The organism is Chroococcidiopsis cubana SAG 39.79 (assembly GCF_003991895.1).
Classification (GTDB): domain Bacteria; phylum Cyanobacteriota; class Cyanobacteriia; order Cyanobacteriales; family Chroococcidiopsidaceae; genus Chroococcidiopsis; species Chroococcidiopsis thermalis.
On sequence record NZ_RSCK01000004.1, the window covers coordinates 97,473 to 110,363 of the forward strand.

The window sequence follows — 12,891 nt, forward strand, 5'->3', positions numbered from 1 at the left end:
GGACACCTCCTTTTGTTTGCGAGAAAGTAGAAATATTTAGGCAAGAACGTTTCTTTCACTCAACGTTTCTTCTACTACAAGTGAGGTATTGTCAAGTTCAGGTACTTTGCGATAGGACTAGAGCGGGAGGCACAGGCTCTAATCTCTAGAGTTTTTTCTCTTAAGAATCTCCTTTTGTGCCTTCATTTAAAGTAGCATGGCTTTCTTCGGGCAGAGCTTGCTAATTTATTAAAGTTTATGAGGTTTCATCGGTTGTAATAATTGCTAAAAACTGTTTACAAACAAGTTATCGATCGCCAATCGCCGTTTCTGGTCCAACCATAGAAATATAGGGTTCGAGTAAATAACGGCAAGCTGCTTGTTGTGTTGCTTCAGCGCTCACTTGGGCAATTTCTTGTTGAAAGGAGCGATCGAATTCAATTCCCAACCCTAAAATTTCATACCAACCATATACTTGAGCAATTTGTCCGTTCGTTTGTTTGCCAAGGGCATATTGACCGAGAAGCTTATTTTTGGCTGTTTGTAAATCTTCCGTGCTGAGTTGTGCTTGACATAGTAACTCTACTTCCGTTTGTAGCCGATCGCGGGCGATCGCGGTATTTTCTGGTGCAGTTCCGATGTAGGCGACAAACGTAGCGGGTGACATGCGCGTGGGGTAAAATGCCGAAACTTCGTAAGCTAAGCCCAACTTTTCGCGCAGTTCGACAAACAAGCGGCTAGATAACCCGTTACCTAAATGGGTTGACAGCAGTTTTAAAGCTGGATAGTCTGATTGATGGACGGAAGGAGCTAAGTAGCCCAGCATGATAATTGATTGCTGGGTCGGCTGAGCAATCTTGAGCTGCTGAGGTGCGGGAGTCAGGCTGGGTAACTGCAATGGTGGTATGGGCGATCGCGGCGCTTCCCAGTCGCCAAAAACTTTTTCAATTTGGGCGATCGCGGTATCGGCTGTAATTCGACCTGCTAAGCTAATGACAACATTATCAGGACGAAAATAAGTCTGGTGATATTGTTGTAAGTCAGTTCGCTCGATTTTAGCTACCGTTTCTTCCCATCCCAAACCAGAAGAAGCATAGGGATGATTTTGGTAAATTGCTTGTCGGAGTTGGTCAAAAGCAATTGTAAATGGCTGTTCTTGTTGGGAACGAATGTGTTGGATTGTCAGCCGTCGTTCGAGTTCCACTTCAGCAGCAGGAAATGAGGGCGATCGCAACAGTTCCCCTGCTAATGCCAAGATTTCGGGAAAATCTGCTGAAACAGTTTTCATGCTCAACAGAAAATAATCTGAGGCTGCATCCACGCTCAAGCTTGCGCCAACGGACTCTACCCGTTCGGCAATTTCCATCGAGGATAGTTCTGTGGTTCCCTTTGTCATCACCGCAGATAGCAAATGCGCTAACCCAGCTTGCTGTTGTGGTTCCCAGCAACTCCCTGCTTTGAGAAAAATACGGGTAGCAACAATGTCTGCGGCTGGGTTTTCGATCGCCAGCACAACCATGCCATTAGGTAAAACTGTGCGATGGATCTGTTGAGTTGGTAAAGAGGTTGTCACGGGAAATCAGTTATCAGTTATCAGTTATCAGTAGAAACGTTACATGTAACGTCTGTGTAGGGAATTGGTAGTTGGTAATGGGTAATTGGTGAAAGGCGCTCTTGCGCTCTTGCGAGAGGCAGTTTTTCCCAAGCGCGACCTTGCGCAATCTTGCGCTCCGCGACTCTCTCTTCTCCCCCCTGCACACCTGCACACAAAGCTACCCTGCTTCCTTGTCCCTACTCCCTAGACTAACAAGGTTTGACGACTGTTACCGCGTAGGAATAGGGAGAAAGGTATTGTTGAGCAATTTGTTGGAGTTCGACGGAATCGAAGGATTTGATTTGCTGGGGATAAGTTGTGGCTAACTCTGGTTCGCCTAGAGTTTGATAGTAACCATACAACCCTGCCAGTTGTTCTGGTGTTTCGGTGGAAAAAGCATAGTCGTTACACAGAACTCGCTGAGCGCGCGCGAGTTCTTCCGGGGCGATCGCAGTTGTCTGTAACTGTTCTAAATGGGCGCAAATTAATTCTTCTACTCTTTCTAAATGTTGCGGTTCTAACCAAACACTAATGGTAAATAAACTAGCATCTTGCAGTAGGGAAAACTGGCTGCTGATTGCTTGGACTAATTGTTTATCTTCCCTGAGAGTGCGGATTAAGCGGGAAGAACGTCCCGCGCCCAATATAACTGAAATCAGATCTAAACCATAAGCACTGCGCCATTGGTCGATACCTGGTGCGATCCAAGCCATAAGTAGCCGTGCTTGTTCCAGTCTTGGTAAATATAATTCCTGGCGGCGAATTCCGGCTAGCAGTGGTTTTTTGACCAGTTCTACAGGTGGTAATTCTATCCGTGGCAAAAATCGGTCGAAACTGAGGTTGACGATTTCAATCGCTCGTTCTGTTTCGATTCCACCTGCGATCGCTACCGTCATATTTTCGGGTTGGTAATGAGCGCGATGAAAGCACCGCATTGCCTCTGGTGAGTGCTGCATTAACTCCAATTCCGTACCCAGAACCGATCGCCCGTAGGGATGCTGTTGGTAGATACTTTCACTCAGAGTTTGAAATCCAATCCAGTCTGGATCGTCGTAACAAGCATGAATTTCTTCTAAGACAACTTCCCGTTCTCGATCGAATTCGTCTTCTGGAATAGCAGCATTTAACAACAATTCTGCCAAGTACGGCAGCGTATCTTCCCAGTAAGGAGCGGCAGTTGTTAAATAAAAGTGAGCGTAGTCGTGGCTAGTAGCAGCATTTGTCATTCCACCTCTGTTTTCCACGACGCGATCGAACACTCCTGGCGGGATCGTCTCCGTCCCTTTAAATATCATGTGTTCCAGAAAGTGAGCCATCCCGTACCATGCTTCCGGCTCTGCGATCGCACCTGCCCGCAACCAAACATCTGTGACTACCACTGTAGTTGTAGGAAGGTATTGATGTATGAGAGTTAAACCAGAATCTAATTGAAGAATAGTCGGCGAGTGACTCGGTGCTATCAATAGAGGCGACAAACGCTTAAGCCCAAATTAAGACTACATTAAGTTTATTTATATTACTGTTAGCACAAATAATGAGTTGCATAAATTGATACAAAAATTTATTGGTAATGGGTAATTGGTGAGTGGCTAGTGGAACTAGTGGCTGGACTCTTTTCTAGTCACCACTCACCAGTCACTAGTCACTGATAACTGACCAAAATCAAAAACTCCTTCAGCTATTAGCTAAAGGAGTTCATGCTTGTAAGTCCACCGCAACGCCGTCTTACCTCAGTTTTGACCTGGAAAATCCAGGTGGGAATCGATTAGCTGAACTTAAAGTTTCCGAGTACTTGCTCGGTCTACTGCCGTTAGCAATTTTGACTCCCTTAAATGTTTAAGCATAGATCAAAAACATTATTGGCAGTCACCAACGCCGCAGTTGAACTCCAACTATTATAACTTTTTAGTGAGAATCGACAAGCACGCGGGAGTCGGGAAGAGGGAAGAGGGGGACAAGGGGGACAAGGGGGACAAGGGGGACAAGGAAGCAACTACCAACTACCCATTTACCCATTACCCATTACCCATTACCCATTACCCCACTTACCACTGGTCACTGATAACTGATGACTGAATACCAAATGGATTCAATCTGTTGGGCGATCGCCTCTGCTTTGTGACGGTTGCGATCGTCTAATAATACGGTGACGTGTCCTAGCTTGCGTCCTGGGCGAGATGCAGTTTTGCCGTACCAGCGAAGGTATGCTTGAGGAATTTGGGCGATTTGTTGGCGTTGGGCGAGATAGTCGCGCCCAGAAGCAGTTTCATAGCCTAATAAATTTACCATCAACGCCCCAGCACTACGGAGGGTAGGATTTCCCAATGGTAAGCCGCAGATAGCGCGAAGATGTTGTTCAAATTGCGAGACTTCACAAGCATCTAGGGTAAAATGTCCAGAATTATGAGTGCGGGGAGCAATTTCATTGACCAATACCTTACCTTCTGAGGTGAGGAATAATTCGATCCCAAATATACCAACAGCTTGTAGACTTTCTAAAAACGTGCGGGCGATCGCTTCGATGTCTTGAACTAATTCTGCACTAAGATCCGCAGGGGCAAATACCCGCCGACAAACTTGCTCTTGCTGCTGCGTCTCGACAATGGGATAAATTGCTATCTCACCTGTAACGGAACGAGCAGCGATAACTGCCAATTCGCGATCGAAAGGGATAAATTCTTCTAATAGATACTGAGACTGTTTCTCTGGATGTCGAGATGCAGATAGTTTTTCTTGTAAAGTCTCCGCATCCTTAATAATAAAAGTCCCTTGTCCGTCATATCCGTGACGACGAGCTTTGAGTACGACAGGAAACTTTTGTAGGGGAGCATAGCTATGCTCCCCTACATTTGATTCTTCTAAAGCGATAAACTTGGGGACAGGTAAACCAATTTGCTGTAAATAGCAACGTTGCTCGTATTTATCGAGAATGTGAGATAAGACATTTAGCCCAGGACGAAAGCAGGCTCCTTGCTCGACTAAAGTTGATAAAGCGGTTATGTTGACGAATTCATTTTCAAAAGTCACGATCTCGCAATCTTCAGCTAGGACTTTTGTTGCTTCGGCATCGTCGATCGCGGCGATAATTGTTTCTGTGGCGATCGCTACTGCTGGATCGCTCTTATTTGGTGTTTGTACTACCAGTTCGATCCCTAACTTCTTGGCTCCATCAGCCATCATCCAAGCTAACTGTCCGCCACCAATAACACCGACACGCTTCATTGACACCCCAAAGATTCGCGAGTTGCAATACCTGTTTTTGAGTTAATTCCACTTGCTCGTTGGCACAATTCTTTCACCTGCGCCCCGTCTAAAATCGCGTCGCTAAAATCTGCACCTGTAATATCAACACCAGTAAAGATAGTACGGAGTAAAAGGGCTTCTTGCAATACAGCATCGCTCAGATCGGCTCCAGTCATTTTTACCTGGTCGACCATAGCAATACTCAAATCTGCACCGTGCAAGTTTGCCTGTGTCATCACTGAAGCACTCATAATTGCCCCGCGCAAGTCAGCATCAGTAAAATTAACCTGCTCCATATTGGCATTAGAAAACTCTGCGGCTCTTAAAATTTGTCTCGAAAAGTCTTTACCTGTCAGCTCTGCATTGCTGTAGGAGAGCGGCGGCGGATAATCTAAAGCTTGGGCAGGTAAAGCCCAAATCACGAATAGAGCGATCGCGATACATAATCCTGCCAGTTGCCGCAAAAATACCATGTGAGATCTCAATGCTACTCTTTTCAGCTTATCGCATTCAATCTGAAAGGCAGGGGGTAGAGAACAGAGGGCAGAAGCGTAACCCATACTCTCCAGCCAATTGCCTAAAATTAGCAGCTAGAGAGTGGCAAATTTATAACAGACAAACACAACTGTGGTATGTATTAAATAAGGAAGAATATCATCTTGTCATTTCAGTAGAAACTACCATGATACATTTCCTGTTGACTTGGCTCGTGACCGCAGTTTCCTTACTAATTACGGCAAACATTGTCAATGGCTTTATAGTCACGAACTTTACCGCAGCTTTAATTGCAGCAGTTGTTATTGGTTTAGTTAATGCTGTCATCAGACCGATTTTGAGCGTGTTAACTCTACCACTCACAATCTTGACTTTAGGATTATTTCTATTTGTCGTCAATGGGATAAGCATTTGGATTGCCAGCGTTTTGTCACCTGGTTTTACTGTCGCGGGATTGTTACCAGGTTTGCTAGGCTCAATTGTATTGACGTTAGTTGCAGGCATTATTAATTTTGTAGTTGAGCGAGTTGTCCAGAGCTAGATTGCAAAATTTTGAAGTAAAAAACCGAGAATCATCGCTCGAATAACTTCCTTCAAAATTGCTCTCAAATACAAGAAAAATCTCCAGCATTATACAGATATTTTCGCATTGAAGTTTGAAACTTTAGTTACTCAATTTACCTGAAACCCTGAGAATTTTCCTACATGCCTCACAAAATCCTTGTCCTTCACTTGCTTTTGTAATATAAGCAGGCTGGTAGCTTAAATGATTTGCATACTCAAGCGCATTTGCAACTCCGACAGAAAAGGGAAAATACTGAGGATTAAATAAACTCTCATCGTTAGGACTATCACCAACAGTTAACACCTGTTCTGGCAGACATTGAAAGTAATCTTGTAAAACCTGCATTAAGCCAGTTGCTTTATCTTGATTGAGTGGCTTAATATGACATTGAACGTTGCTGTAAGTAAAGCCCAAACCTAATTCCTGACAAAGACTACTGAGTCGCTCTAATTGTTCTGCACTTAATCCTCGTACATCAAAAGTCCAATCAGTAATCCGAAAGCAATTGTCGCTGGACTCGCAAATTTGAGGAAAAGATTGTTGGAGTTTTTGAAAAACTGCTGCTAATTCTTGTCGATATTCTAATCTATTAGAAATGGATGTAAGCGCGATTGCCTCTTCATTTTTTGCTGGATAAAACAAACCACCATTTTCCGCGATCGCTCCAGCAATTGGTAAATAATTGACTAATCCACTCACCCATCCAGCCGAACGTCCAGTCACAATCAAAACTTGGAGATCCGATACAGCCAACTTTTCAAACATCAGCAATAAATCTGACGTAAACTTCCCTTTTTGCGTCAGAGTTCCATCCATATCAGTAGCAATTATTTTAATATTTCTGAGAAAATTGCTATCGATTTGTTCGAGCGGAGTAAATCTCATAATCGACCAATATTTTAAACATCTTAGTATTCTAAAAAATCGTCATTTAAAAACACATAAACCCTCTTCTTAACTTCTCTTAACCTTAACTTTCTCCACAAAAACACTTCGCGTCTTTGCGGCTTTGCGCGACATAAAAATCTTTTTCTTGACTCATTCGCGAATTCTGCCAACAGAGGGAGGTAATAAAACACGAATAGCCAAGTAATAGATACTAGTGATAGTTTACTTTCGGTATGGCTCCAATAGCACTGATTACAGGCGCATCCCAAGGAATCGGCGAAGCAACTGCTTTGCTTTTTGCCAGCAAAGGTTACGATCTCGTGCTGGCTGCGCGACATAGAGATCGCCTCGCGGTTGTAGCAGAGGATATCCAAAAACTAGATCGCCAAGCCTTGGTAGTCCCTACAGATGTTAGAGATCCAGACCAAGTAAAAAATCTGATCGACAAAGCACTAGAACATTATGGCGCGATTGATGTCCTGATCAACAATGCCGGAATATACGTCTCAGGTCCGGTAGAAAGCTTTTCCCTAGAAGAGTGGCATCATACAATCGATACCAACCTCTGCGGCTACGTTCATACAATCCACAGCGTTTTACCGCACATGCTGGCACGCAGACAAGGCGCGATCGTCAATATCAGTTCAATTGGGGGTAAAGTACCAATTCCTTACCTAGCTCCCTACACTGCCACTAAATTCGGCGTTGCTGGCATGACAGCAGCCATGCATTCAGAACTTAAGCCTAAAGGAATTCACGTCTGCGGCATTTATCCCAACATTATTAAAACCAGTTTTACAGAACGGGCAATTTTTACCGGTCATGATGAAGCAGATGCCCAATCGCGCCGACAACAGTTAGAAGAAATACTACATACCCCTTTTGTGGAAAAGCCGGAAGATGTAGCGAAAGCAATTTGGGATGGAGTTAAACACCAAAGGGCTGAAGTCGTGGTTGGTTCTGCAAATTTCGCTCAAGCTGCATATAATGTGTTCCCTGGGTTCGTGCAATGGTTGTCTCGGCAAACATTTAAAAGGTAGGTCATAGGGGCGGGTTTTGACCGACAATTTAGGAAGAAGGTCAATCTCTCAGCTAAACCCGCCTGTATAGTCGTAGGGGCAGGTTTTGAGCCAAAATCTCTAGAGAGGGCTGTCAATCTATCTGCTAAACCTGCCCGTACACAAATCTGAAGTTATTTTTCTTTCATTTTCTGCTTGAAAAATTCATACATTTCTGGCAATCGCTTGTAAATAGCCGAGTTTTTGAGATAGATTTTGTGGGGAACAGCAGGATAACCAGAAACAATATCTTTCGGTTTAACGTTGTGATAAATTCCGGTTTTAGCCGAAGCGATCGCCCCATTTCCCATTTTGACTTCATTGGCAATTCCCACTTGTCCGCCGAGAATCACGCCATTTCCAAGTTCCACTCCTCCCGCCAAGCCAACTTGCGCCGCCATCGCACAGTTAGCACCAATTTTGCAACCGTGACCGATGTGTACCAGATTATCGAGTTTGGTATTGCGACCGATGCGGGTTTCTCCTACAGCAGGACGATCGATCGTGCTATTACATCCTACTTCTACGCCCTCTTCTAGCACCACAAAGCCAGACTGTTCCATTTTGAACCAACCAGTTGCCGTAGGCACGAAGCCAAACCCTTCTGCACCAATGACAACGCCGCTATGGATCGTGCAATCAGCGCCGATCCGACTGCGTTCTTGGATTGTACAGTTAGCGTGTAACACCGTGCGATCGCCAATTTCTACATCTGGATAAATCACGACATTAGGATGAATACAGACGCGATCGCCAATTTTTCCACCAGCTTCGATCGCAACATGCGCCCCAATTGCTACATCCGCACCTAACTGTACCGAAGGATGAATCACAGCCGTAGGATGAATCGCTGGTTTGGGACGATAGGGTTGATAGAACAATGCCAGCGTCTGAGCAAACATCAATCTGGGTTGAGACGTAGAGATCCACGCAATTCCCCGGTGTTGCGCTTGTTCCTTTAAAGTTTCATCTTGAGGCAAAATCAAGGCGCTAGCGCCAGTTTCATGAATGTAAGTAGCAAATTTGTCTCCATCAATGTAGCTGATATTTTCAGCCGTTGCTCGATCGACTGCGGCTACACCCGTAATTTCTGGATCGCAGTCTGGGTTAGCAGCAAGGCTGTTATTGCTAGCCGCCTCACCCAATTTGCTGACAATTTCGCTAAATTTCATGTTCGCTTCATCCTCAGAACGCTTGCACGGCTCGTTAGGGCGAGTTTACCTGAAATTCGTGTCAAGAGCCGATTTTTTGGTGAACTCGCCCCTACATTTAATGCAATTACTGCGGTTCATGCAAGAAGTTTCATCATCAATCCTAATCAGAGAATAGCGAGTACTGAACTAATTCCGAATTCCGTTCACGCAGTGTAGCGGAGCGCGTCTATTCCGAATTCCGAATTCCCATCGCTTGTCCAGCCAACCATGCAGTTGTCCAGGCACTTTGAAAGTTGAAGCCTCCAGTTACGCCATCAATATCGAGGATTTCGCCAGCAAAGTAAAGCCCTGGGACGAGTTTACTTTGCATGGTTTTAAAGTCAACTTCTTTCAAATTGACTCCGCCACAGGTGACAAACTCTTCTTTGAAAGCTCCTTTGCCTTGGATGAGGTATTCAGCTTGAGCAATTTCTTGGATCAGGCGATCGATCTCCTTATTAGAGATTCCCGCCCAGCGGTCTTCTGGCGCAATTCCCGCCCGTACAATTATGTATTGCCACAGACGGTGCGGCAACACATTCACGCCACGATAAGAAGCGATCGCTTTTTTTGGTTGTGCTGTTTTGACGGAGAGAATTTGCGATCGCAGCGTTTCCCGATCCAATTCTGGCAACCAGTTAACCAATAATTTCGCTTGATAGTGGCAGTCATGCAATGCCCTCGCCCCCCACGCAGAAAGTTTGAGGACGGCGGGACCGCTTAAACCCCAATGGGTAATTAGCAACGCCCCCGTTTGTTCTAATTTTGTCTTGCTATCCGTCAGCAATCGTAGATGCACGGGGTTCATGCTTACCCCTGCCAACTCTCGCAAACTCTTATCCAAAACATTAAAAGTAAACAAAGACGGGACTGGCGGCTCAATTTGATGTCCCAGCGATCGCGCTATGCGATAACCCGCCACATTACTACCCGTCGCTAATAGCAGGCGATCGCATTCTAGGACTTCACCTGATTTGAGTTCGACTTCAAATTTGGGGTAATGGGTAATGGGTAATGGGGAATTGGTAATGGGTAGTTGGTAGTTGTCCCCCTTGTCTCCCTTGTCTCCCTTGTCCCCTTGTCCCCTTGTCCCCTTGTCCCCTTGTCCTTCTTCCCGACTCTCGACATACGACACAGCAGCCACTGGCGCGTTATTCCTTATCTTCACGCCAGCTTTTGCAGCTGCATGGATCAGACATTCGATGATGGTTTCGGAATTATCGGTGATGGGAAACATCCGCCCGTCTGCTTCAGTTTTTAACTGTACGCCGCGACGAGTAAACCAATCGACAGTATCTTGACTTTGAAACCGAGTGAATGCACCCCGCAAGGCTTTCCCACCTCTAGGGTAATTTTGGACTAGTGCAGCTGGGTCGAAACAAGCATGGGTGACATTACAGCGTCCCCCGCCAGAAATCAATACTTTTGTCAATGGTTGACGACCAGCTTCTAGTAAAGTAACTTGCGTGTGGGGATGGTTTTCAGCACAGGCGATCGCGCTAAAAAAACCCGCCGCCCCACCGCCGATAACTATGACTTTCAATTGCAAGGTAGTTGGTAATTGGTAATTGGTGAGTGGCTAGTGGCTGGTAGCTAGTAGCTGGATTCTTTATCTAGTCACTAGTCACTAGCCACTAGCCACTGATTTAATGTCCCAGCAATTTATCCCGCAAATGCTTGATGCGATCGCGATATTTTGCTGCCTCTTCAAATTCTAGATTTTTTGCTGCTTCTTTCATCTGTGCTTCCAGTTGGGTAATTAATTCTGGAATCTGTTCTAAGGGTAAATCGCTGGCTTGTTCGTAAACAGTTTCTAATTCTTGGGCGTTTAAACGACGCGACACGGCTAAGAAGGATAAAATCGCGTTACTCGATTTTTTCACGATCTGCTGGGGCGTAATCCCGTGCTTTTCGTTATATTCGATTTGAATTGCCCGTCGTCGTTCTGTTTCCGAGATCGCCTTTGCCATGCTATCTGTGAGGTTATCGGCGTACAAAATCGCCTGTCCCCGCACGTTTCTGGCTGCCCTACCGATAGTTTGAATTAGCGATCGCTCTGCCCGCAAGAATCCTTCTTTATCTGCGTCTAAAATTGCCACTAGCGAGACTTCGGGTAAGTCCAATCCTTCCCGCAACAGGTTCACTCCTACCAAGACATCAAAACTACCTTCGCGCAAATCTTGTAAAATCTCGATCCGTTCGATCGAATTAATCTCGGAGTGGAGGTATCGGACGCGAATCCCGTGGTCTTGAAGATATTCTGTCAGGTCTTCTGCCATTCGCTTTGTCAGGGTTGTTACCAGCGTCCGTTCGCGCCGATCCACCCGCTGTTTAATTTCACCTAAAAGATCGTCAATTTGCCCCTCGGTAGGACGGACGAAAATTTCTGGATCGACTACACCTGTAGGACGAATCACTTGTTCTACTACTCGTCCCTCTGAAACCTCTAATTCCCAATTCCCAGGAGTTGCGGAGACAAAGACGCACTGGTTCACCTTTGCCCAAAATTCTTCTGATTTTAACGGGCGGTTGTCAGCGGCGCTGGGTAGGCGGAAACCGTGATCGATCAAGACTAACTTACGGGCGCGATCGCCGTTGTACATCCCCCGAATTTGGGGTACGGTAACGTGAGACTCATCTACTACCAACAGCCAATCGTTCGGGAAATAATCGATCAAACACTCTGGCGGTTCCCCTGCTTGTCTTCCCGCTAGGTGACGGGAATAGTTTTCTACGCCATTACAGTAGCCGACTTCACGCAACATTTCTAAGTCATAGCGCGTCCGCTGGTCAATGCGTTGTGCTTCAAGTAACTTATTCTCTGCTTCTAATTCGGCTTTACGCTGTTTTAGTTCTGCCGCGATCGCTTCCAGTGCAAATTCTAACTGGTCTTCTGGAGTGACAAAGTGTCGCGCTGGGTAGATATTCAACGCTTCCAAACTCTGCAGGATTTCCCCCGTCACCGGATCGACATATCGAATTGCGTCGATCTCGTCCCCAAAGAATTCTACTCTCACGATCCGGTCTTCGTAAGCGGGTCCAATTTCTAATACGTCACCCCGTACGCGAAATTTTCCCCGTCCCATTTCTACATCGTTGCGGTTGTACTGTACGGATGCTAAGCTGCGTAAAATTTCCCGCTGATTCACTTCCATTCCCACTTGTAAGGGAATCGAGGCGCGGAGGTATTCGGCTGGCATTCCTAAACCGTAAATACAACTGATGGAAGCAACGACGATCGCGTCTCGCCGTTCAAAGAGCGATCGCGTGGCGGAGTGGCGTAGCATATCGATCTCGTCGTTGATCGAAGCGCTTTTTTCAATAAATGTATCGGTGACGGGGATGTAGGCTTCTGGTTGGTAGTAATCGTAGTAACTGACAAAGTACTCCACCGCATTGTTTGGGAAAAACTCTCTCAACTCGTTACAAAGTTGGGCAGCAAGGGTTTTATTATGAGCGAGTACCAGTGTTGGCTTGCCAATCTTTTCAATAACCGCAGCCATTGTAAACGTCTTACCCGTTCCCGTAGCTCCAAGTAAAGTTTGGTAACGATGTCCGGCTTGAATGGACTTTACAAGTTGAGCGATCGCCGACGGTTGATCGCCTGTAGGTGCAAACGGCGCTTGAAGGCTAAATTGCATCATGAAGAAGGGAGTAGTTATCAGTGACCAGTGACCGGTGACCAGTTATTAGTGATATCTTGCCAACAACTAACAACTAACAACGCTCAACTAACAACTAATGACCAATGACCTTCATTTATCTTAACATATTTAAGTTTTTCTATGTTTATTCCGTTAAGATACCTATAACTATATAATCTTTTTTAACGTTAAACTCAGATAGCAGTAATTAACCGATAAAAACCACTCGGAA

The 12,891-nt window shown here is 45.5% G+C and carries 12 protein-coding genes and 1 other RNA gene; 3 read left to right on the forward strand and 10 right to left on the reverse strand.

Going from position 1 to position 12,891, the window contains the following annotated elements:
• Nucleotides 1-286: 286 nt before the first annotated feature.
• The 4 genes from DSM107010_RS04145 to ssrS all read right to left on the reverse strand — a co-directional run bounded on the left by DSM107010_RS04145 (nt 287) and on the right by ssrS (nt 3,460).
• Nucleotides 287-1,552, reverse strand: a complete 1,266-nt coding sequence (locus DSM107010_RS04145) for a M16 family metallopeptidase (RefSeq protein ID WP_015153548.1) — start codon at nt 1,550-1,552, stop codon at nt 287-289.
• A 20-nt stretch (nt 1,553-1,572) separates the two neighbouring features.
• Nucleotides 1,573-1,749, reverse strand: a complete 177-nt coding sequence (locus DSM107010_RS38150; RefSeq protein WP_158631731.1) for a hypothetical protein — start codon at nt 1,747-1,749, stop codon at nt 1,573-1,575.
• A 33-nt stretch (nt 1,750-1,782) separates the two neighbouring features.
• Complete coding sequence (locus DSM107010_RS04150) at nt 1,783-3,048, reverse strand: M16 family metallopeptidase (RefSeq protein ID WP_106169475.1); 1,266 nt, start codon at nt 3,046-3,048, stop codon at nt 1,783-1,785.
• 230 nt (nt 3,049-3,278) lie between these two features.
• Nucleotides 3,279-3,460, reverse strand: a non-coding RNA gene (gene ssrS, locus DSM107010_RS04155) — 6S RNA.
• Nucleotides 3,461-3,481: 21 nt separating this feature from the next.
• On the opposite strand from ssrS, the gene DSM107010_RS38155 reads away from it, so the two are divergent.
• A complete protein-coding gene (locus DSM107010_RS38155) occupies nt 3,482-3,649 on the forward strand; it encodes a hypothetical protein (RefSeq protein WP_158631732.1) in 168 nt (55 codons plus the stop codon).
• Here DSM107010_RS38155 and DSM107010_RS04160 read toward each other — a convergent pair.
• Both DSM107010_RS04160 and DSM107010_RS04165 read right to left on the reverse strand, forming a co-directional pair.
• Nucleotides 3,629-4,795 carry a 5-(carboxyamino)imidazole ribonucleotide synthase gene (locus tag DSM107010_RS04160; RefSeq protein WP_106169256.1) on the reverse strand — a complete coding sequence of 389 codons (1,167 nt, stop codon included), beginning with the start codon at nt 4,793-4,795 and terminating at the stop codon, nt 3,629-3,631. The genes DSM107010_RS38155 and DSM107010_RS04160 overlap by 21 nt on opposite strands.
• Nucleotides 4,792-5,289, reverse strand: coding sequence for a pentapeptide repeat-containing protein (locus DSM107010_RS04165; protein ID WP_041462395.1), 498 nt, complete (start codon nt 5,287-5,289; stop codon nt 4,792-4,794). Before DSM107010_RS04165 ends, DSM107010_RS04160 begins: the two co-directional genes overlap by 4 nt.
• Before the next feature lie 11 nt (nt 5,290-5,300).
• Here DSM107010_RS04165 and DSM107010_RS41080 point away from each other — a divergent pair, with 11 nt between their 5' ends.
• Nucleotides 5,301-5,852: a phage holin family protein gene (locus DSM107010_RS41080; RefSeq protein WP_241994120.1), complete on the forward strand. Its 552-nt coding sequence runs from the start codon at nt 5,301-5,303 to the stop codon at nt 5,850-5,852.
• Between the two features lie 123 nt (nt 5,853-5,975).
• Here the strand turns inward: DSM107010_RS41080 and DSM107010_RS04175 are convergent, their stop codons facing one another.
• Complete coding sequence (locus tag DSM107010_RS04175) at nt 5,976-6,761, reverse strand: HAD family hydrolase (protein WP_181246470.1); 786 nt, start codon at nt 6,759-6,761, stop codon at nt 5,976-5,978.
• A gap of 236 nt (nt 6,762-6,997) precedes the next feature.
• On the opposite strand from DSM107010_RS04175, the gene DSM107010_RS04180 reads away from it, so the two are divergent.
• Entirely contained in the window at nt 6,998-7,804 is an 807-nt protein-coding gene (locus DSM107010_RS04180) for an SDR family NAD(P)-dependent oxidoreductase (protein WP_106169254.1), read from the forward strand.
• A gap of 152 nt (nt 7,805-7,956) precedes the next feature.
• Here the strand turns inward: DSM107010_RS04180 and lpxD are convergent, their stop codons facing one another.
• The 3 genes from lpxD to uvrB form a co-directional block, all read right to left on the reverse strand.
• Nucleotides 7,957-8,994, reverse strand: coding sequence for a UDP-3-O-(3-hydroxymyristoyl)glucosamine N-acyltransferase (gene lpxD / locus DSM107010_RS04185; protein WP_106169253.1), 1,038 nt, complete (start codon nt 8,992-8,994; stop codon nt 7,957-7,959).
• Nucleotides 8,995-9,202: 208 nt separating this feature from the next.
• Complete coding sequence (locus DSM107010_RS04190) at nt 9,203-10,564, reverse strand: BaiN/RdsA family NAD(P)/FAD-dependent oxidoreductase (RefSeq protein WP_127022437.1); 1,362 nt, start codon at nt 10,562-10,564, stop codon at nt 9,203-9,205.
• A 97-nt stretch (nt 10,565-10,661) separates the two neighbouring features.
• Complete coding sequence (uvrB, locus tag DSM107010_RS04195; protein ID WP_015153557.1) at nt 10,662-12,659, reverse strand: excinuclease ABC subunit UvrB; 1,998 nt, start codon at nt 12,657-12,659, stop codon at nt 10,662-10,664.
• Nucleotides 12,660-12,891 lie beyond the last annotated feature (232 nt).

Coding starts and splice junctions, on each gene's coding strand:
- DSM107010_RS04175 (WP_181246470.1), bottom strand. CDS start 6,761: ATGAGATTTACTCCGCTCGAACAAATCGATAGCAATTTTCTCAGAAAT.
- DSM107010_RS41080 (WP_241994120.1), top strand. CDS start 5,301: ATGCTACTCTTTTCAGCTTATCGCATTCAATCTGAAAGGCAGGGGGTA.
- DSM107010_RS04180 (WP_106169254.1), top strand. CDS start 6,998: ATGGCTCCAATAGCACTGATTACAGGCGCATCCCAAGGAATCGGCGAA.
- DSM107010_RS04160 (WP_106169256.1), bottom strand. CDS start 4,795: ATGAAGCGTGTCGGTGTTATTGGTGGCGGACAGTTAGCTTGGATGATG.
- DSM107010_RS04165 (WP_041462395.1), bottom strand. CDS start 5,289: ATGGTATTTTTGCGGCAACTGGCAGGATTATGTATCGCGATCGCTCTA.
- uvrB (WP_015153557.1), bottom strand. CDS start 12,659: ATGATGCAATTTAGCCTTCAAGCGCCGTTTGCACCTACAGGCGATCAA.
- lpxD (WP_106169253.1), bottom strand. CDS start 8,994: ATGAAATTTAGCGAAATTGTCAGCAAATTGGGTGAGGCGGCTAGCAAT.